General features: G+C 51.5%; 16 protein-coding genes. 4 read left to right on the forward strand and 12 right to left on the reverse strand.

Annotated features, from left to right (window positions below; genetic code table 11):
• Positions 1-148 precede the first annotated feature (148 nt).
• On the reverse strand, positions 149-2,065 hold the full coding sequence (locus tag NDK47_RS19990) for a copper amine oxidase N-terminal domain-containing protein (protein WP_251871522.1): 1,917 nt from the start codon (positions 2,063-2,065) through the stop codon (positions 149-151).
• A 368-nt stretch (positions 2,066-2,433) separates the two neighbouring features.
• Positions 2,434-5,022 carry an Ig-like domain-containing protein gene (locus NDK47_RS19995; protein ID WP_251871523.1) on the reverse strand — a complete coding sequence of 863 codons (2,589 nt, stop codon included), beginning with the start codon at positions 5,020-5,022 and terminating at the stop codon, positions 2,434-2,436.
• Between the two features lie 268 nt (positions 5,023-5,290).
• On the opposite strand from NDK47_RS19995, the gene NDK47_RS20000 reads away from it, so the two are divergent.
• On the forward strand, positions 5,291-5,926 hold the full coding sequence (locus NDK47_RS20000; protein WP_251871524.1) for a YdcF family protein: 636 nt from the start codon (positions 5,291-5,293) through the stop codon (positions 5,924-5,926).
• Between the two features lie 31 nt (positions 5,927-5,957).
• Here the strand turns inward: NDK47_RS20000 and dnaI are convergent, their stop codons facing one another.
• The 3 genes from dnaI to nrdR form a co-directional block, all read right to left on the reverse strand.
• Entirely contained in the window at positions 5,958-6,896 is a 939-nt protein-coding gene (dnaI, locus tag NDK47_RS20005) for a primosomal protein DnaI (protein WP_251871525.1), read from the reverse strand.
• An 8-nt stretch (positions 6,897-6,904) separates the two neighbouring features.
• Entirely contained in the window at positions 6,905-8,362 is a 1,458-nt protein-coding gene (locus NDK47_RS20010) for a replication initiation and membrane attachment family protein (RefSeq protein WP_251871526.1), read from the reverse strand.
• 185 nt (positions 8,363-8,547) lie between these two features.
• Complete coding sequence (nrdR, locus tag NDK47_RS20015) at positions 8,548-9,018, reverse strand: transcriptional regulator NrdR (RefSeq protein WP_251871527.1); 471 nt, start codon at positions 9,016-9,018, stop codon at positions 8,548-8,550.
• Between the two features lie 136 nt (positions 9,019-9,154).
• Here nrdR and NDK47_RS20020 point away from each other — a divergent pair, with 136 nt between their 5' ends.
• Positions 9,155-10,285 carry an HD-GYP domain-containing protein gene (locus tag NDK47_RS20020; protein ID WP_251871528.1) on the forward strand — a complete coding sequence of 377 codons (1,131 nt, stop codon included), beginning with the start codon at positions 9,155-9,157 and terminating at the stop codon, positions 10,283-10,285.
• Between the two features lie 105 nt (positions 10,286-10,390).
• Here NDK47_RS20020 and NDK47_RS20025 read toward each other — a convergent pair whose 3' ends face one another.
• The 5 genes from NDK47_RS20025 to polA all read right to left on the reverse strand — a co-directional run bounded on the left by NDK47_RS20025 (position 10,391) and on the right by polA (position 17,094).
• Positions 10,391-11,437, reverse strand: a complete 1,047-nt coding sequence (locus NDK47_RS20025; protein ID WP_251871529.1) for a glyceraldehyde-3-phosphate dehydrogenase — start codon at positions 11,435-11,437, stop codon at positions 10,391-10,393.
• Positions 11,438-12,302: 865 nt separating this feature from the next.
• Complete coding sequence (locus NDK47_RS20030) at positions 12,303-12,866, reverse strand: lytic transglycosylase domain-containing protein (protein WP_251871530.1); 564 nt, start codon at positions 12,864-12,866, stop codon at positions 12,303-12,305.
• On the reverse strand, positions 12,863-13,465 hold the full coding sequence (gene coaE / locus NDK47_RS20035; RefSeq protein ID WP_251871531.1) for a dephospho-CoA kinase: 603 nt from the start codon (positions 13,463-13,465) through the stop codon (positions 12,863-12,865). The genes NDK47_RS20030 and coaE overlap by 4 nt, the downstream gene beginning before the upstream one ends.
• A gap of 14 nt (positions 13,466-13,479) precedes the next feature.
• Positions 13,480-14,340: a DNA-formamidopyrimidine glycosylase gene (mutM, locus tag NDK47_RS20040; protein WP_251871532.1), complete on the reverse strand. Its 861-nt coding sequence runs from the start codon at positions 14,338-14,340 to the stop codon at positions 13,480-13,482.
• 108 nt (positions 14,341-14,448) lie between these two features.
• Positions 14,449-17,094 carry a DNA polymerase I gene (polA, locus tag NDK47_RS20045; RefSeq protein ID WP_251871533.1) on the reverse strand — a complete coding sequence of 882 codons (2,646 nt, stop codon included), beginning with the start codon at positions 17,092-17,094 and terminating at the stop codon, positions 14,449-14,451.
• A 168-nt stretch (positions 17,095-17,262) separates the two neighbouring features.
• Between polA and NDK47_RS20050 the strand changes: the two genes are divergently transcribed.
• The gene (locus NDK47_RS20050; protein WP_407653458.1) at positions 17,263-18,087 is read left to right on the forward strand and encodes a divergent polysaccharide deacetylase family protein; all 825 of its coding nucleotides are present in this window, start codon (positions 17,263-17,265) and stop codon (positions 18,085-18,087) included.
• Here NDK47_RS20050 and NDK47_RS20055 read toward each other — a convergent pair.
• Positions 18,064-18,840, reverse strand: coding sequence for an N-acetylmuramoyl-L-alanine amidase family protein (locus NDK47_RS20055; RefSeq protein ID WP_322112072.1), 777 nt, complete (start codon positions 18,838-18,840; stop codon positions 18,064-18,066). The genes NDK47_RS20050 and NDK47_RS20055 overlap by 24 nt on opposite strands.
• Positions 18,841-18,937: 97 nt before the next feature.
• On the opposite strand from NDK47_RS20055, the gene NDK47_RS20060 reads away from it, so the two are divergent.
• Positions 18,938-19,882 carry a DMT family transporter gene (locus tag NDK47_RS20060; RefSeq protein ID WP_251871534.1) on the forward strand — a complete coding sequence of 315 codons (945 nt, stop codon included), beginning with the start codon at positions 18,938-18,940 and terminating at the stop codon, positions 19,880-19,882.
• Positions 19,883-20,073: 191 nt separating this feature from the next.
• Here the strand turns inward: NDK47_RS20060 and NDK47_RS20065 are convergent, their stop codons facing one another.
• Positions 20,074-21,144 (reverse strand): branched-chain amino acid aminotransferase, encoded by a 1,071-nt coding sequence (locus NDK47_RS20065; protein WP_251871535.1) that lies wholly within the window; start codon positions 21,142-21,144, stop codon positions 20,074-20,076.
• Positions 21,145-21,287 lie beyond the last annotated feature (143 nt).

Here is a 21,287-nt window from a genome sequence, read left to right on the forward strand (position 1 = left end):
AGAAGTATAGCACATCAAAAAATATGATGCAACTAAAAAATTACAAGCAGATTTCGGGAAAAGCCCGCTTGCAGCAAGGTGACGAAGCTCTCGTTTCCTTGTTCCAGCAAGCGGGATTTTTGTTTTGCTTTACCGACTTGAAACTACGTTACTGATTGCTAATCACAACAGAGTTGGAGTACGGGTCCCAGCCCACTTTGGCTCCAAGCGCTTCACTCACAAAACGGATCGGCACCATGGTGGTGTCCCCGTTGAAAAGCTGCGCCGGCACATCCAGATTGATCTTTTGGCCGTTTTTGTAGGCCACCTTGGAGCCAATCGTCAGTTGGATGATGTTGCCGTCTTTCGTAGCGGTTACGGTTTGAGTCGCTTCATCCCAATCCACCTTGGCTCCGAGCGCTTCAAAGATCGCACGCAGCGGAACGAGCGTCCGCCCATCGATTTCTACCGGAGGTTTCGGGAAGACTTGCAGCTCTCCGTCAATGAAGATGAGAATGCCCTTGGTTTGGTTCACCGTGACGAAGGCTGGCAAAGACGCAGCCCTTGAACCACTGACCGGGTCGACCACCTCGATGACTACGGAATATCCCCCTGTCGGCAGATTCAGTTCCTTCCAGGAGAAAATCGGGTTTTGCGGGTTGAGTGAAACACGTTTCAGCGATTTGCCGTATTCATCATACACGACGACATACCACTGATAGTCGCTATAGGAGGCTTTCCACTTTATCGTGATGCTGATGCTGCCGTCGGTGTTGACTTTGATGCCGCCCGGGAAAGCGTCCCCGCTCGGAATCGGGAAAACAACGGTGGAGCTGCTTTTGGTAGAGACCTTCCAGGTGACGCTGGAGGAATAGCTTCGCTTTCCGCTGCTCACCATTTCCAGCACCAGCGAATACTCTCCTTCCGGAAGGGACAGTCCTCTGCCAGAAATGGATGAAGGGTTCTTCAGATTGATCGGGATGCGTTTGACGACCTTTCCATCCTCACTTTTCACAAGCAGGGTAAATTTTGCTTTGGCATCGGCAGAATTCAGGTCCAGACGAATCTGGATGGTTCCATCGGTCGAGACCAGAACCTGACCGGGGAAATTGCTTGTTGCCGTACCGGAACTGCCCGACGTGCCTGCTCCTGAGCCTGCACCATAACCGCCTGCACCTGCGCCTGGCGACCCGACACCACTTCCGCCTGTTCCACCTGCACCAGTGCCTCCCGAGCCGGCTCCACCGCCCAGGACAACAGTTCCTGCCCCGCTACCACCTGCTGCCTGGATGACCACAACAACTGATTTCGATTGTAGCGTGTCACGCCCATCGATAACTTCCAGATAGATCGTATATTCTCCGGGCGAAAGCTTTAGGTTGCCCAACGAAACTTTGGGATTTTTCGGATTAAAGCTGATGCGTCCGGCAATTTCTCCGTCCTCATCCACGATGACCAGCATCCACTCTGCCTGGCTGGACACAGAAGACGAGCGGATCGTGATTTGAATCGTGCCATCCTTGTCCACTTTCAGTTCGCCGGGAAAAGCTTTGTCTGCCTTCGCTCCCGGCACGATAAAGGAGATCTCCTTGGAATATGCCTCACGGGTCACATCCTGCACATAAATCGGTGTATCCTGCACCCGCACAACCGCTGTATATCGGCCCGGTGCTAAATCAAGCGCCTTTGCCGTCACGGAAAATGTCAGTGTTTTGATTTCGATGTACATACTTTGTCCGGAGGGATGAAGTACTTTTTCCTTGCCATCTTTGGCCTTGGTGGTGATCCCGGGACCCAGCTTCCCTTTTGTGCCATTCCAGATGACCAGCTCTCCCTGATCACGTCCATCTTCATCCGTGATCAAGAGTGATACATTGGCCTGGTAACGGGCGTCGATCACCACGGTACCGGAAAGGCTGCCGTTCTCGGCGACTACGATTTCCTGCAAGATCGGCGGAAATGAATAGGTTGACACCAGAGTTGCCTCTTCATACGCAGCATGGGCATTGCCTGGAATTATCCCCGCGCTGAGAATGAGCGAAAGTGAGGTAAGTACGACTGTGCTTGATGTGAAGTGCCTTTTCATGCTGTTAGACTCCTTTTTGGATGTATTCTCTTTGGAATCGATTCCCGTTTTCTAAAACAGGTATTGGCATGTCCTGTTCACAGATTTGGGAGATTCGTCTCCGGGCATATTTCTTTATCGGAAAGTCCGAAGGCAAGCATTAGGCACTTTTCCCTATTACTATAGACTCACTTTCACAAAGAACTTTAGATACTCACAGCCTCTTATTGCTTAAATCCATTCCACTTTCTCTGACCGGTGTGGTTCTGGCCTGTATAGCCCTAAGCTCAAGCAGCGTATGGCAAGTAGACCAGATCCAGCCCGTGACCAAAAAAAGAGCCCTGCACATTGGCAGAGCTCCCGGTAATTGAAAGAATGGAAACCGAACTTTATTTTACAATCACGACAATTGGTGTACGTTTGCCGCCGTAGGTGACCGTGATGGTTGCTTTTCCCGGGCCTGTCGCTTTGATGACTCCGTCCTTCACATCAGCAGTGAGCAGGCGTGAGGTCGTCCAGAGAGCAGGCTTGGTCACATCTTCCTCCGAGCCATCCGTATAGGTGGCAATCGCCGTTACCTTTTTCGTCTCGCCTTTTTTCATCTCGATCTGGACCACGTCGGTCTTCAGGTATTTCAGCATATCGACTTCTACGGGAATCGAAACCGTTTTTCCATTGTATTTAGCTGTTACGGTTGTTTTCCCATACCCGATACCGGAGATCAATCCATTGGACACGTCTGCCACTTTATATCCGCTGACCTTCCATTCGGCATCGTTCGTCACATCTGTCGTTCTACCATCCGAGAATTTAGCTGTCAAGGAAACCTGTACCTGTTTGCCGGTTTTCACTTGAACGAAGCGTTTGCTTGCCTCCAGCGTGGTGACAATCCCCACTTCAACTGGGATGCTGACCGTTTTACCGCCGTACGTCGCTGTAATCGTCGCACGACCGCTGCCGTAGCCGACGACGTGTCCTTTGTTCACATCGGCTACCTTCGCATTGCTGGACTTCCATTCGGCATCCTCTGTTACTTTCACGGTTTTCCCCGAAGCATCCGTAGCCGTCAGCGTGATGTCTGCCGATTCGTTGACCGTCAGGACCAGCATCCGCGGTTCGAAATTGAGAGTCTGCGCTTGATCCACCTCGACCGGTATCGAGATCGTCTTGCCGTCAAACACAGCGCTGATCGTCGCTTTGCCGGAGGACAGGGCTGTTACTTTCCCCAGTACAACCTGTGCCACATCCGGTTTGGAGCTTTTCCACTCTGCCTGTGCGGTGATGTCCTTGGTCGACTCATCTGTGTAGGTTGCCTTCAGCGTGATTGTTTCCGTCTCACCATTTTTCATCACCAGTTTCTTCTCACTCGGGGTGATGCTTTGGATGACCCCGACATTTACGGACAGGCTGACAGAGCGGTTCGCATACGAAGCCGTGATCGTGGCAGCTCCCGTCCCTACGCCAATGACAGAGCCTTGACGCACTGTTGCCACGTTCTCTGAGCTGCTTTTCCACTCTGCTTTTGAGGTAATATCTTCGCTGTCCCCGTTTGAGAACAGGACATTGGCGGTCAGTGTATAGGAGTCGCCAATTTGCAGATTGAGCGCTGTTTTATTGAGCGTTATTTTTTGCGGCAAATCCACGTCGACGGGAATCGTCACTTGCTTGCCGCCGTATTTGGCTGTAATCGTAGCCGTACCCGCTTTATAGGCAGTGACATAGCCATTCTTGACGTAGGCGATATCACTGTTGGAGGATGTCCACTCTGCTTTGTCCGTGATATTTTCAGGCTTTCCGGAAACAAATGAGGCTTCCAGCTTGATTTGTTTGGAATCCCCCGATCGCATCCCCAGATACGATGGACTTGGGTCCAAATAACGCGGAACTTCTACGTCTACTCTGATCTGGATCGTCTTGCCTGCGTATTTGGCCGTAATCACCGCTTCCCCGGAAGCGTGGGCCATAATTACCCCTTTGCTGACGGAAACGATATCAGGCTTGTCCGAGCTCCACTCCGCAACGGATGTTACCGGTTCTTCTTTTCCATCTGCATAAATTGCGGTGAGTGTAACAGGTTTTTTATCTCCTATTTTCAAATACAAGTCCTGCTCGCTAACTGTAAGCGCGCGTGTCGTATCGACATCTACCTGAATCGCTACGGTCTTGGTGCCGTATTTGGCGGTAATCACTGCTGTACCCGGACCGTATGCCTTGATCTCGCCCTTGATCGCGTCCGCAACTCCCTCGTTGTCACTGGACCATTCCGCCAAGGCTTCTACATTCTCATCGAAGCTTCCATCTGGATAGATCGCCTTGAGCTGAATATTGTAGGATTTCCCGGTCAACAGCGACACCTGCTTTTTGTCGGGCTCCAGACGGCGAGCGATTTCCACACTGACCGGAATCACGACACTCATGCGACCGAACTTGGCTGTGATGGAGGCCGTCCCTGATCCGTGTCCCTTGATCAAACCGTTCGTCACGGTCGCAATCGACGAGTTATCAATGATCCAGTCCGCTTTTTGCGTAACCAAATCTTTTTCGCCATCGCTGTAGAGAGCCTCCAAGATAAGCTGTACCTCATCGCCTTTCCTGAGGTCAACCGTTTGCTGGTCCACTGTCAGTGCCTTCAGCTTTTTGGTGACGGACAAAGTCGCTACGGCCAATTTGCCTTTGTATTCCGCCTTGATGACCGATGTACCTACATCTTTTGCTGTAATCGTGCCCGCATGCACGGTAGCCACACTAATATTTTCACTATTCCAATCGGTAGAGATCGTGACGTCTTCCGTCTTGCCTGAGAGGTAGACGGCTGTCGCCTTCAGCGATTGGGTATCTCCTGTCTCCATGGTCAGTTCATTCTTGGACAGAACGATGCGTGTCAGTTCATCTGTATTCGCCAGCGCTGTCCCCAGATTTCCGCTCCCGCAGATTAGCAGCAGAGCGAGAAATCCGCATACAATCTTTTTCCAGGTCATGACTTTCCTCCCCCGTTAGTATTTTAAACCCTCTATAAGGGTATCGGCACCATAGCGGCAATACATGAGTAAGACGGCGATTATTTGAGAAAAATTTGTTTTTGCAGCGTCGAAAAGCTGTCAAAATGGATACGGATGAGAAGATATGCGGGAAACCGTAACCTTTCCCGGCTTCAAACGTCCCAAACAGTAGAACAACACAGCTATGTAATGATTTAAGATGATTCTCCTCTGGGGAAAATAGAGAAATCGGGAGTATTTGAAAAAAATGAGTTTGCAAAGATTGAAAAGCAAAGATACTTCTTCTGCCGTAAAGCAAAAAAAGAGCAAAGCACGTGGATTTTTCCGCATACTCGGGATCTGTCTGCTTTTATTCGGATGCTGGTCAGCCTATCTGCTGTGGAAAATGGACCGGACAATTCAGGAAGCCGTGCCGCGAAAAGCGGATGTGGCGATCGTACTGGGTGCTGCCATCTGGGGGGATCGCCCCAGTCCTGGACTGCGGGAGAGACTGGATGAGGGGCTGAAGCTGTTTCAGGAAGGCTATGTCTCCTATCTGCTGGTATCGGGCGGGCTTGGCGAAGGAAAAACGCAGACCGAGGCCGCCGTCATGCGAAACTATCTGGTGGAGCAGGGTGTACCGGCGGAACGGATTCTCCTGGAGCCTAAGTCCAGCGATACTTATGAAAATCTCTTGTTTAGCAAAGAAGTCATGCAGGAGCATGGACTTTCCCGCGCGCTTGTGGTCAGCCATGATTACCATCTCGCCCGGGCGATCGATATGGCACACAGTCTGGAGATGGATGCAACTCCCGTCGGTGTCACGTCACATGTCCTGTACGGTCCTTATCATAAAGCAAGAGAGGTGCTGGCTTTGACCAAATGGCACCTCTCCCCGTTCTAAAGCACATCGCCAGAAAACTGAATACGTATGATCAGCTTTCGATGCGATGATTTTTTCGCATGATGGCAAATACATCGACATAGTGGCGGATCCGTTCCATGACGCGGGCCGCCTTTGTTTTTTCAATCCGGTTGCCGTTTGAGATCGACATATGCTCCTCCAGCTCCTCCAGCGAGTAGTTGGAGGTAAACAGGGTCGGCAGATGATTGTTGACCCGGTGATTCAAAATGACCCCGATGATCTCATCCCGAACCCATGGCGTCAGATTTTCAGCCCCGATATCGTCCAGAATCAGGACGGGAACATCCTTCAATACCTCCAGCTTGCCTACGTGGGATTGGTCGGAGAGCGAGTCTTTCATCTCCCGGACAAAATCGGGGACGTACACCATGAGGGAAGCCACGTTGCGCTCGGAAAGCTCGCGGGCGATGGCCCCCATCAGAAAGCTTTTTCCGACCCCGAACGGCCCGTGCAGATACAGTCCCTTGATCTTCTCCCCCGTACCAGCCAGCTCGCTGAAATGGATGCCCGCCGCGACGGCCGCCCGGTTCCCTGCATCCAGCTCCAATTTTTCAAAGCTGGCCTGCATCGTCTCTTCAGAGATGTAGTAGCTGCGCATCAGGCGGCGGCGGCGCTGGTCTTCCTCATAGACCAACTGCTTCTCACAAGGATTGATCGGACTGACAATCGTCCCTTGAACCAGCTCCAGACGGTTGCGATGGCCTTTTAACAGATTGGGGCAATTCTCCAGCCCTGGACAACGCTCACACCAGTACTGTTCTTTGACCGCCGTATACACACTGGACAGCGCTTTGAGATAATCCTCGCGGCTCAGCTCCGGATGGGCCTGCTGGAATGCCTGAAGATAGCTGGAGGAACGCAGCATTTTATCCAATTGCTGGTCTGGAGTGAGCAGATGCCGCGGTGTTCGCTTGGCCAACTCTTCCATAAAGTCGCTTATCGATTCCATCTACCTGTTCACACTCCTTTCTTCCGTTTTCTGAGAGTTTCCAGCATCTTTTTCAATTCCGGATCATCCTCGATCGTCTTCACGGGCACCGGTTCCTCACGCTTCTGCTCCCGCTCCTGGGAAAGCTGCCACTCCACGGAGGCAGGCAGCTTGTCTTGCAGAACGGCCCGGCCATTCCGACGGACCGGTGCATCTTTTCCGGCCTTCGTCTGCTTCGATTTCTCTGCATGCTGTGCCTTCTGATCCGCCCGCTCCTGAATCTGGCGTACAGCCTCGTCAACGGTCGTGATCCGCTTCGCCTTCCAGCTATCGCGTATCGTCTCGAGATAAGCCTTGGGCAGCTCCATCTGCATGCTGACAAGCGTATGTAGCAACAGCGCATTGACGACTTCCCCCGTCATCCCATCGCTAAATACCAGCGTCTCTGCTCGCTCCAAAAACACCTTGCTGACCCTGCCGCCGACTACTTTTTCCAAAATCGTCAGCGGGGAGAGCTGGCGGCAAATCCTTGTGAAGATCTCGCTTCCTGCCTGCGGAAGATTTCCCGGTCCCCATTCTTCCTCGCCGGGAACGGCTTTGGGTGCTGTACGTGAAAGCTTGTCGTCGGTGTAGCGCTGAATCAGCCGCTTCCGCAGCACTTCGCCATCCAGATCGCCGTCTGCCTTGTACAGCGTCCAATCTCTCAGCTCCTGACCAAGTCCCCAGCTATCCAACAGGTAAAAATGGTGAAGCCGGTAGAGAAGCTCTACACCTTCGTGGGAAAAGACTTTTTCCGCCTTGGCGTTGTCCGGCAGATAGTGACGCAGCGAAGAGAGACTGAGCTGATGATCGACCGCGGGGGCAAATTCTGCCTGCATCGGCGCTGGGGGGTAGCGGTTCTCCATTTCCTGCAGAAATTGCTCCCGTTCCGAGCCTCGGCTGACCTCCAATTCGGAGGCTTTCAATGATTGGAACACTTCGTGAAAATCCTTGGTCACATTTTCCGTTATCGTATATTCCTGATCCAGGGCAGCCCCCAGCGGGTCGGCATATTTTTGACGAAGCTGCTGGTAACGGATATTTTCAATCTTGTTTAAAAGCATCAGGGACAAGACGTAATCGGCAAAAAATTCATGCGGGGTCAGCGGCGGTTTTACCAGGTATTCATAAAAGTAGTCCCGCTGCATGTTTTCCCTGCGGCGAACGGTCAACAGACCGAGTGCCTCCAGCCGCTCGCGCGCAGAGAGCAGACGATCCAGCGAGTGGCCGCTCATCAGCATCAGGTTGCGATGTGTGCTTTCGGTTGCCGCCCCGCTTTCCTCCTGCACTTCATGGACGAGAAGCTGATAGAGGGAAAACGAATCGGAACCGATGATCGGCAGATAAAGCTGTGTCACATACCCCAGCTCCGCAAAGCTCAGGGGTCTCGCCATCCGCACTACATAGCGATCTTTGGGCGTCAATTCGTTCCAAACGAGACGACTCATGTATCTGTTCCTTCCTGTCGATTCTTGTCTTCCTATTATAGCATGTCCGGTTTGTCATAGATACGAGAGTGATTGGAAGCTGCCCTTTCAGAGGAACGCCAAAACAGGCGGAGGCAAAAAACGCCCGTCGCCTAGCACATACAGGATTCCCCTGGTCTTGATAGGATCGGATGAGAGGTTTTCTCCTACTCAGCGCTGCCTCGCGCCTGTGAGAGAAGCTCTTCCAATTCTTTCATAAAGACGTTGATATCCTTAAACTGTCTGTAGACCGATGCGAATCGCACGTAGGCCACTTCATCGACATGATACAAACGTTCCATGACTTTCTCCCCGACATCCTTGCTGGGGATTTCCGCTTGGCCGCAGCTGCGCAGCTCTCTTTCTATCTCGTTGACGACGTTTTCCAGCTCATCCAGCGTAACCGGACGCTTTTCACAGGCGCGCACCAAACCGCGCAAGATCTTGTCCCGGCTAAACTCTTCGCGCGTTCCATCCTTTTTGATAATCAACAACGGGGTTTCTTCAACCACTTCAAACGTGGTAAACCGCCGCTCGCATTTTTCACATTCACGTCTGCGCCGAATTGATTTATTATGATTAAACGGACGAGAATCTAGGACTCTAGTCCCATTATATTCGCAAAATGGACATCGCATCCGAAATCAACTCCAATACTGTCAATACTTATCTAAGTGTCCCTCAATATTACAGTAGAAGTCAAGTCAATCCTTGGGCCTATTTCATACACCTGACTATTTGAGTACAATGATGGTACAAGCTGGAGGGATTTCTATGAGATTAGTTTCAATCAGACATGTGCAACCTGGGATGAAGGTTGGGCGCTCGATCTTTACGGAAGACGGGAAGGTATTGCTTGGGGTTGGAATGACTCTGACGGATCGCCTGATTCAAGGGCTGGAGCGATCTGGGATTGACTCTCTTTACATCGACGATCCACGAACACAAGACATCGTAGTAGAGGATGTCATCCGTCCAGAAACGCGCCAGGTAGCCGTTGAAACAATAGAGAAAACCGTCAAACAAATTACCAATTCCAATAAATTGGCACGCAAAATCTCGCTCAAGGAAATGGGGCTTCATTTTCAACAGGCCTTCGGGTCCATTCTGGACGACCTGATGCAAAATAAGCAGATGGTGATGCATCTGGCCAATATTTCTACCCATTCTCCCTCTCTTTATCATCACTCTGTGAACGTGGCTGTGCTGGCTACGGCTGTCGGCATGTCGATCGGTTACAATCGCGCACAACTGACGGAGCTGGGTGTGGGCGCCATGCTGCACGACATCGGCAAGGTTCAGTTGCCTGCCGAGCTGCTCCAGAAAAAAGAGCGCTGGAATGAAGCCGAGATGGAGATCGCCAAGGAACACTGTATGCTGGGCTTCAACCTCTTGCGGAAAGAGCATGACATTTCCCTGCTGTCCGCACACGTCTGTCTGCAGCACCATGAGCGGCTGGACGGCAGCGGATATCCACAGGGTCTGAAAGGCAAGAATATTCATGAATACGCGCAGATCGTAGGGATATGCGATATTTATGACTCCCTGACCTCTCCGCGTCCCTGGCGCAAACGGTACATGCCGCAAGATGCGCTGGAATATCTGCTGGGGGCAGGCGGCCATTTATTTGATCACCGCCTGATCAATGCATTTCGCAGCCACATTGCCATTTTTCCGATCGGAAGCAGTGTTGTGCTAAATACGGGCGAAGTCGGCGTCGTCTGCCGGGTCGATCCGGACTACTGCCACCGTCCAACCGTCCGTGTCCTCAAAGATGGGCGCGGGAACGAGGTCCGGGCTACTTATGACCTCGATCTGAAAACCAATATCAAGCTGTTTATCACCGGATTTGAAGACGATCACCTCTTCTCGATCGGTGGACTAATCGAAAAAACGGTCGACTGACCGGACGAAAGTCGCAGAACAAAAAGCCCCCAATTCTTTGGGGGTTTTTCTCTGTTCAGACGATTGATTCACTTTGAGCGCAGCTCTCTTGTGATGTGGGAGCTGTTATTTTGCCGCTACAGCCGTTTTTTCCTGGAGCCGGGCATGGTTGTGGTCCTCAGAAACGTGGCGCACCAAATCCACGACACGGCAGGAGTAGCCCCATTCATTGTCATACCAGGCGATGACTTTTACCTGATTGGTCCCCATCACCAAGGTGGACAGACCATCGATAATGGCAGAGTTGTCATTGCCATTGAAATCGCTGGAAACAAGCGGCTCGTCGCAGAATTCGATATAGCCTTTCATGCTGCCTTCTGCTGCTTGGCGAAGCACGCGGTTTACATCCTCTACAGTCACTGATTTTTTCGTCGTGATGACCAGATCGACAACCGATACATTTGGAGTTGGCACACGCAGTGCGAAACCATTCAGCTTGCCGTTCAGCTCTGGCAGTACCTTCCCTACCGCACGGGCAGCACCGGTCGTAGTCGGGATAATCGATTCTCCGGCTGCACGCGCACGGCGCAAGTCTTTATGGGGATTGTCGATATTCACCTGATCGTTGGTAATCGAGTGAATGGTCGTCATCAGGCCCTGTTCGATGCCAAAAGCATCATGAAGCACTTTGGCTACAGGTGCCAGGCAGTTGGTGGTGCAAGAGGCATTGGAGACAATATGATGTTGCTCGTGGTTGTAGACTTCATCATTTACGCCCATCACGATAGTGACATCTTCTTCTTTGGCCGGAGCAGTAATCACCACTTTTTTCGCACCGCTCTTCAGGTGTTTGCCTGCTCCTTCGCGATCCTTGAATTTGCCGGTTGCTTCCACGACGATCTCGACGCCGAGCTCGCCCCACGGGAGATTGAGTGGATCGCGATCGGAGAGAACGACGGTAGGTTTGCCGTCGACCAGGATTTTGTTGTCTTGTACTTCCACTTTATGTTGAAACCGTCCATGAATGGTGTCATATTTCAAGAGATGTGCAAGCGTTTCAGGCGGATAGCTGGCGTTAATCGCGACGATCTCGATGTTGGGGTCCTGAACTGCACGGCGAAACACCATGCGTCCAATTCGGCCAAAACCATTAATACCAATTTTGATAGTCATATTTAGAAACCCCTTCCTAATTGAGTTACACTTATCCGTTACTCCTATTATAATAAGTATGTCACAATTATCAATGTGTTTTACTGAAAAATAAATATTTGGACGATTTGTCTGATTACTTTGTGCTTATTTTGACTTAATTGAATGGGAGTTTGGAGGTGCAACGGGGCGATTGTGAGAAGAATCATGTTTCCCTGCTTGGCTCCGGGTTCCGCCCTTCAGTGGGATTGACAGTCCGCTCCACAGCGTTTGGCGGGGGTGCGCAAAAGCAGTAGCGCTTCGAGGTCATCCCACGTTGCACCCCTGTTTCCCGCCAAACGCTGTTCCGCTGAGATGGGCTTTACAGTCGCACCGCAGGGAAACATGATTCTTCTACAGACATTCTGCTCCTTCCTCGCTTTCAAATGATTAAAAGAAAGGTTATTTAGGATAAAAAGCAAAAAACATTTCCGTTTGAGTCTGGAGAAACGTTCTTCCCTCAGACTTTGTCTTCTTCATCGCTTCCACCCACAATTGTTTAAAAAGCTCCGGTCTCGTGAAGAAGCATGTTTCCCTGCGTTGCGACTGTGGAGCCCTCGCTCAGCGGAGGGGGGATTCGCGGGAAAAAGGAGCGCAACCTTGGGATGACCTCGGAGCGGTTCTGCTTTTGCGTCTCCCCCGTGAATCTCCCCGGAGCGGACAGTCATACTTCCTTGCGGGCGGAATACGGAGCTGAGCAGGGAAACATGCTTCTTCTCACTGCGGCCCCTTCCCTAAACGTTTCCAGGGAAAAGCCCTCAGAAAAATTAACCCCGCAGCAAAACAGAGATAAAGTCTCTTCTAAACAAAATAAAAAGCCGCTTTCATCCTAATGAGAAAGCGGCTCCTACTCCAATTGTTCCGTATAGATTTTCTGATAGCGATCATGGTAATACAAAACCCGCTGCACGTACAAACGGGTTTCTCCAAACGGGATATCTTCAATCGTCTCCCGTCTTCCGCTCCATTGTTCCTTGGCCAGCCAACTGCTTACTTTGCCGGGCCCTGCGTTATAGGCGGCAATGACTTTGACCGGATCACCCTCATACCGTTTCTCCAAAAAAGAGAGATACCACGTCCCCATTTGAATATTCATGTCAGGGTCGTAGAGGTAATCCTCTCCTTTCGGCTTCAAGCCGGCTTGCTCGATGATCCATTCGGCCGTATCCGGCATCACCTGCATCAAGCCGATTGCTCCCTTTTTCGATACCCGGTCCGGTTGAAAACCGCTCTCCGACCGAATGATGGCCAGGACCAGATGCGGATCAACCTGATAACGCTGGGAAGCACTCAGAATCTGCTGTTGATATTTGATCGGGTACATCCATTTCCAGACCAGCGGGGTATTGAGCAGGAAAAAGACGACTAACAGAACTGCCAAAACAAAGATCGCGCTTCTGCTCCTCGTCATGGAGCCACTTCCGCCTGTAAGCGCTCAAGCAGGTGTTCTACCTGTTTTTCTGTCTCTTCCCGGGAGCCGGTATTGTCGATGACAAAATCTGCTTGCTCCCTCTTCTGATCAATCGGCCACTGGGCACGAAGGCGCTTCTGTGCCTGCTCTTCTTCAAATTCATCCCGCTCCATCATCCGGGAGAGCTGCATCTGGGCTGTCGCATAGACGACGACTACTTTGTCTACCATGTGCTGCAATTTACTCTCAAACAGCAAGGGAATGTCCATAAACACGATTTTGGCTCCGGCCGCTTCGGCTGCTTCTGCCTCTTCGCGCATGACACGACGGACTTCCGGGTGAACGATCGCATTCAGCTTCTGACGCTCGGCTTCGTCCGAAAAAACGATTTCTCCCAATTTGGCCCGGTTGATCTGCCCATCAGGAAGCAGAACGTCGGCGCCAAAGTAGCGAACGATGGACTCATATGCCGGCATGCCCGGCTCTACCACCTCACGGGCGATCTGATCCGCATCAATGACCGGTATCCCTCTTTCACGAAGCATAGCCGTCACCGTGCTTTTGCCGGTCGCTATGCCGCCTGTCAGTCCTAGAATCATCCGTTCACCCTCCCTTATTTCTGCTCTCCCCGCTTGGGACGCTTGCCCGCCAGTTTTTGGCAAGCGGGGCAAATATGTGTGCCTCTTCCCCCGACGACAAAGCGGATAATCTCTGTTCCGCAGACTGTACAGGGCTCGCCTTTTCGGCCGTATACCAAAAGGGACTGCTGGAACATCCCCATCTCACCCTGGCCGTTTACGTAGGATTTGATCGAGCTGCCGCCTTGCTCGACTGCTTCTGAAAGTGTTGCTACGATTGCTTCATGCAGCTTGGCTGTTTGCCGGGCGGTCAGTGTTCCGGCCGGACGTTCAGGATGGATGCGTGCTCGAAAAAGGGACTCGTCCACATAAATATTCCCCAATCCGACGATACATTCCTGATTTAAGAGCAGCGGCTTGATTTTTGTCGGGCGGCCTTTCAGGAGGCTGTGCAGCACTTCTGCCGTAAAGCCTTCATCCAGGGGCTCGACCCCAAGCTTGGCCAGCGGACCTTCACTCGTCTCCAATCCCAGGGGAATCAGATCCATCGTCCCGAACTGTCTGACGTCACGGTAACGCAGCTCTGTCCCATCGGTAAAGTGAAAAATGACATGGGTATGCTTTTCTACCGGCTCATCCACGCGGTAAAGACCATAGCGCCCTTCCATCCGAAGATGGGAGATAAGCACGTCACGGTCCAGCACAAACTGGATAAATTTGGCGCGCCGTTTGATATCGTGAATGGTCTGTCCAACCAGCATGGCCTTGAATTCCTCGATATCATCCGGTCTGCGAATAATTCGCGGCAACAACACACTGACGTTTTTGATTGTTTTCCCCAGCACGAGACGCTGCAGCGTACGTACAACGGTCTCAACCTCTGGCAATTCTGGCATGGTATCTCCCTCCTCTCTGTTGTCCTTTCTCTATCGTTTTCTGTCCGGGATTCATGATCGAAACTGCCGCTCGCGATTATCCATCGTCAAACGGCAGTTCCTGCCTGGTTACTTAGCTTCATACCAGCTTCGTCCGTAATTCACATCCACTTTCAGCGGAACGTTCAGTTTCAGCGCATTCTCCATCACATCAGGGACGAGCTGCTGCATGATTTCCAGTTCCTTCTCCGGCACTTCAAAAATCAGTTCATCGTGTACCTGAAGCAGCATCCGGCTCTCCAGTCCCTGCTCTCGCAGGCTCCCCTGCATGCGAATCATCGCCAGCTTGATAATGTCGGCTGCCGTCCCCTGAATCGGGGTATTCATCGCCGTCCGCTCAGCAAATGAGCGCAGATTGAAATTGCTGCTCTTGATATCCGGCAGGTAGCGTCTGCGATTCAACAGGGTCGTGACAAAGCCATCCTGCTTTGCCTGCTTCACGATATCTTCCATATATTGCTTCACACCGGAAAAAACAGCGAAGTAACGCTCGATAAATTCGCCTGCTTCTTTCCGCGTAATGTTCAGATTTTGCGAAAGGCCATAGTCGCTGATCCCGTATACGATCCCAAAATTGACCGCCTTGGCTTGCCGACGCATCAGTGAGGTCACCTCTGTCTCGGCTACGTCAAACACATCCATCGCTGTGCGGGTGTGAATATCCATTCCCTTTTGGAAGGCATCGATCAAATTGGCATCCCCGGAGATGTGAGCCAGGACCCGCAGTTCGATTTGCGAATAGTCCGCCGCGAGAATGTACCAGCCCTCTTCAGAGGGGATAAACGCCTCACGTATTTTTCTGCCTTCCTCCAGCCGTATCGGGATGTTCTGCAGGTTGGGATCTGTACTCGACAAACGACCGGTCGCGGTTGTCGCCTGATTGAAGATCGTATGCACCTTTCCGGTACCGGGATGAATCTCTTTGGTCAGGCCTTCGATATAGGTGGAACGCAGCTTGCCCAGTTGACGGAAATGCAAAATCGCCTCGATAATCGGGTGGTACGGAGCCAGCTTTTCCAGCACATCCGCACTGGTGGAGGGTCCGGTTTTGGTCTTTTTCAAGACCGGCAAATCCAGCTTGTCAAACAGGATTTCCCCCAACTGTTTGGGCGAGTTGATATTAAAGGACGTTCCTGCCAGCTCGTAGATGGTCTCCGTCAACTTCTCCAGCTGTGTGTCCAATTCCTCTCCCATTTGCTGCAAGCGATGCTCATTTACTTTGACACCCTGCTTTTCCATTGTTGCCAGCACCAGACTGAGCGGCTCTTCAAGATCGCTGAGCAGCTCCTCCAGCTTGCTTTCAGCCATCGCATCCCTGATGCGCGGCACGCTCTGCCAAAGGGCTGTCGCCTTGCGTGCTACATGCTCACTCAGTACACCCATCTCCGGCACGAGACGTTTTGCTCCTTTGCCGTATACCTCTTCATCCGGCAGCACCTGCACGTCGGCATAATGACTGGCGATATCGGCCACCTGCGGGCTGCTCTCAGCGGCGTTGAGCAAATAGGTCGCCAGATAGCTGTCGAATCGGATACCGGCCATGGTCAGTTCATGCCAGGCCAGGCTTACCGTGTCCCGCTTTCCGTCAAACACCCATTTTTCCTGTTGGTCATCTGCCAGCCATTGTTGAAAGGCCGTCCATTCTTTTGCCACATCCCAGGGCACATAAAGCGAAACACCGTCAGCAGCCAGACCAAAGCCCAGGATCGGCGCGTGGTGGTAATTCTCTCCGTCCATTTCCACCGACACTGCCATGGGAGAGGTCAGCTTGTCCGCAAAGCGCGCAGTATGTTCGCTCTCAACCACTGCAAAGTCAAAGGGCGCCCCTTTGCCTTTTTTCTCGTCATCGGTCCCTGCTCCTTTTACTTTGGAAAGCAAGGATTTAAATTCCATTTTCTTGAAGAAATCCGTGACTGGCTCCGGCGTGTACCCCTCATACGCCGTCTCTTCCACCGTGACTTCGACGGGGGCATCGCGCATGATCGTCGCCAACGCTTTGCTCAGCTTGGCCTTGTCTACGTTTTCCCGCAGGTTTTCCTGCAGCTTTTTACCGGATACCTTATCGATGTTCTCCAGTACGCTTTCCACCGATCCGTACTCGTGCAGCAGCTTCAACGCTGTTTTTTCCCCAACACCCGGCACCCCCGGAATATTGTCAGAGGTATCGCCCATCAGCCCCTTCAGGTCGATGATCTGAAGCGGCTTTAACCCGTATTTCTCTTCAATTTCCTTGGGTGTATAGAGCTCGATCTCGCTGACGCCTTTTCGGGTCAAGGCGACGGAGACATGATCAGAAACAAGCTGAAGCATGTCCTTGTCGCCCGTAATCACTGTCGTTTTCCAGTTGTTCTGATCCGCATGGAGTGTCAGCGTTCCGATGATATCATCCGCTTCATATCCCTCCAGCTCAAAACGGCGGATCGAAAAGGCGTCCAGCAAATCGCGAATCAGGGGAAACTGCTCAGAGAGCTCGGAAGGCGTTTTGCTTCGGCCTCCTTTATACTCGGCAAACTCACTGTGGCGAAACACCACTTTCCCCGCGTCAAACGCAACCAGCACATGCGTCGGATTCATCTCCTCCAGCACCTTGAGCAGCATCGTGGTAAATCCCAATACTGCATTGGTGTGCAATCCCGCTGATGTGGACAAAAGCGGCAAAGCGTAAAAAGCCCGGTTCGCGATACTGTTCCCGTCTATTAACACCAAATGGCTCATTTCGTCCGCACCCTCTCATTTTTTTCGCTATCCTTCATCTTATCACAGGGGTTGCATGACGGCAAAGCACCAGAAGTCTTTCCCTCTTTCACTCAGCAATGAAGGGTAATGAGCTGCCAGCTTACACAAACTAAGGAAAAAGAGAGGTGTGATCTTTCGGTGCAGCAAATGAAAGCGGACAAGCGAAAAAAAGGGATGATTCTTGCCTTCACACTAATCATGGCATGGGGACTGGGTACCGGTCACAGCCCTGCTATGGGAGCAGGAGAAACGCCGCTCCCGCTCACGCCGATCGAAAAGTTAAAAAACAAGCAGGTTGCCTTTGTCATTGATGATTTTGGCAACAACATGCAGGGGACAGAGGAAATTCTATCCTTGCCTGTTCCCTTGACGATCGCAGTGATGCCTTTTCTGCCCAGCTCCAAGCAGGATGCTGAACAGGCCCATCAAAAAGGCAAAGACGTCTTCGTTCATTTGCCCATGGAACCAGTGAAAGGAAAAGCTTCGTGGATGGGGCCCGGCGGTATTACGACCAAAATGGGGGACGCGGAAATTCGCGAGCGCGTGCATAAGGCTATCGATAATATCCCGCATGCGGTTGGCTTAAATAATCATATGGGCTCCAAAGCGACAGCGGACGAGCGGGTGATGAGAATCGTCCTGGAGGTATGCAAGGAGCGGGGGATGATTTACCTGGACAGTAAAACCACGTCCAAAAGCGTAGCAAAAAAGCTGGCCACGGAACTGGGCGTCCCGTATTTGGAGAACAAGCTGTTTCTGGATGACATCTATACCGTTTCGCATATTACCCGACAGATGGAGCGCTTGTGCAAACGAATTGATTCCCAGACTGACCCCTATTACATTGCCATCGGCCATGTAGGGCCTCCGGGAAAAAAGACAGCCTCCGTCTTATCCGAATATATACCCCGGATAGAGAAGGAGGCCTCGTTCGTAACCATATCGACGCTAGTTGCGAATGGTGCTCCTTAAACGCTCCCACCATCCAAGCTGTCGTTTTCCAAAGGATGCCTGACTGCCTTTTCTCTGCAAGTCATTTGTAAGCAAAAGATACTCTTCGAGTGCTTCGCTGATCACCCGGGCAAGCTTATCCTGCTGCTCGGGTGTGGTCAGCAGGGCACGGTCAGCCCTGTTGCTGATAAAGCCCATCTCGACAATGACAGTCGGACAAAGTTCTTGTTTCAACAAATAATAGGTCCGACCTTTTACAGGGTGACTATTGGTTTTCGCCAATTGGTTAAGCCTGTTCTGAAGAATAGAAGCAAGCCAATAACTTTGATCATTGGCCTGGTAAATCACCAAAGGTCCGCGACTTCTGCTGTCTGAAGACCAATTGACATGAAGGCTGACCATCAGCTCCGGTTTCATCTCTTTGGCCAAATGACGACGCTGCGCCAGATCGCGGATATGGCGGGAAGGATTCTTCAGCCATTGATTTTCATCACTGAGTGCCATATCCCGATCGCGGTTGAGTACCGCTCGATAGCCTTTTTCCGTCAGCAACCGATATAACCGCTTACCCACTTCCAGGTTAATATCTTTTTCCAATATCGAACCGTGTGACGTGCCGGAATCTACACCTCCATGACCGACATCGATCAGCACCTGGACACTCGTAAGCGGAACGGCTGAGCCCTGTGCCGGCAAAAGGAAAAGAAATGCTGCAAGCAGGAAGAGGAATTTGGAATGTCTCATCACGTAAGAGTCTTCCTCCCATCCCGCCATTCTATCCTTCACCTGGTATCGAGGGATGATTGTGAATTCTCCGAGGGACGAGTACAATAGGATTCATGCGAACGATCCTTCACAAGAGGTGCTTTCCATGACCAATTCGACTGAAAAGCCATTATTTCCACCTTATCTTGCTTTATTTCTAGGGGTCGTCGCCATTTCGACCTCAGCCATCTTTGTGAAGCTGTCTGTGGCGCCTTCACCGATTATTGCAACGTACCGACTGGTATTTTCTGTTGTGTTAACCTTGCCGCTCCTGTACTGGAACCGCGGAGCCATCGGAGAAATCATCAGGATGCCCCGCAAGCAATGGCTCCTGTGCACGCTCTCAGGCGCTTTTTTGGCCAGTCATTTTCTTTTGTGGTTTGAGTCTCTGAACTATACGTCCGTGGCCAGCTCTACGGTGCTGGTTACCCTGCAGCCGCTGTTCGCCTTTATTGGCGGGTATTTCTTCTTTGGTGAAAAAGTGCGGCCTCTGGCTCTGACTGGCGGACTTCTGGCGATTGTCGGGAGCTTTGTCATCGGGTGGGGAGATTTTCAGGTAGGCGGCATGGCGCTATGGGGCGATATCCTGGCGTTAACCGGTGCTGCCACGGTGACCGGCTACTGGCTGATCGCCCAGTACATCCGCCAATATCTGTCTTCCTTTTCCTATACCTTAGTGGTGTACTCAATCACCAGCATCATTTTGGTATGTTATGATCTCGTTCTGGGGTACCCGCTCACCGGGTATGAGGCTGCCGACTGGGGCTGGTTCTTCTGCCTGGCATTGTTCCCAACACTGCTGGGTCACTCCATCCTGAACTGGATTATCAAATGGCTTAATACAACAACTATTTCGATGGGGATACTGGGCGAACCCGTCGGCACAGCAATCCTGGCCTACTTTATTCTCGGGGAGGTCGTCACGATTCCCCAATACGTAGGCGGGCTGATCATCCTCGCAGGTATCTACCTCTTCATCCGCTACAACCAAATTGCCAAAGGAGTGGAAAAGGATGAGCCAACTGCCGCCTCGCCGAAAAAGCTTGCGTGAATTTGTAAAGGGATTAAATGTTTGGGCGAAAATCGGCTGGACAATTTTTCTCGGGTACATCGTCGGACGGATCATTTATTGGGTGATCAAGGCTTTTTCTTGAAACGCGGCCTGCCTTTGTACATTTTTCTCAAACAAAACAGCGCTTCTCTTGGCGAGGAGCGCTGTTTCTTATTTTTCTATGCAAGGGGCTAGTTCACTTGTACGGTCCAACCAAATGGATCTTCTACTTCCCCGTACTGAATCCCAGTCAATGTCTCATACAGCTTCATGGTCAGTTCACCCACCTGCTGCTCATGAATACGCAGCTGGTTTCCGTTCCAGCTCAGTTCCCCAACCGGAGAAATGACTGCTGCTGTTCCGGTGCCGAAGACTTCCTCCAGTTCACCGCGTGTGTATGCTTCGTAAAGCTCTTCCATGGAGATGCGCTTTTCATAAACGGGCAAGCCCCAATGACGCAGCAACTGGAGAACAGAATTACGGGTCACGCCATCCAGGATGCTTCCGTTTAAGGCGGGGGTCCAGATTTCTCCGTTTACTTTGAAAAAGACATTCATCGCGCCTACTTCTTCAATGTACTTGCCTTCCACGCCATCCAGCCACAAAACCTGTTCATACCCGAGGTCTTTGGCTTCATTCTGCGCTTTCAGACTCGCTGCATAGTTCCCGGCTGTCTTGGCGTTGCCGGTTCCTCCTCTGACTGCGCGTACGTATTTGTTCTCCACATGGATTTTAACCGGCTTCATGCCATCCCCATAATAGGCACCCACGGGGGACAGGATGATGAGCAGCTTGTAGGAATGCGAAGCGCGCACACCGAGATAAGGCTCCGTGGAAAAGACAAAGGGTCGGATGTATAGCGAGGTGCCTGGCGCTGAGGGCACCCACTCTTGGTCAACCTCGATCAGCTTTTGAAGCGCATCCAGCAGAAATGCCTCATCTACTGGCGGAATGCTGATCCGCTCATTGGAGGTGTTCAAACGCTGCATGTTTTTTTCCGGGCGGAACAGCAAAATGCGATTATCTTTCGTCCGGTATGCTTTCAAGCCCTCAAATACGGCTTGTCCGTAGTGAAAAACCATCGCAGCCGGGTCCAGAGTCACGGGAGCATAGGGAACGATGCGAGGATCGTACCATCCCTTTTCTGCGCTGTAATCCATGATGAACATATGATCGGTAAAGTGTTGTCCGAATCCCAGTTGAGTAAAATCAGGTTTCTCTTTCTTCTCCTTGGTTAACACAACATCCAGTTGCAAAGCCATGGGCGATACATCTCCCTTTCTATATGAGTACAAAGTGACTTCGATACAGTAATTAAAACACAAATTTGAAAAAATAAAAGAGTATTACAACGATTCCAATGAAAAAGAGGTTGTGCCAGTGTAGTAGAGGTACCTACTTCTGA

The organism is Brevibacillus ruminantium (genome assembly GCF_023746555.1).
GTDB classification, from domain to species: Bacteria; Bacillota; Bacilli; order Brevibacillales; family Brevibacillaceae; genus Brevibacillus; species Brevibacillus ruminantium.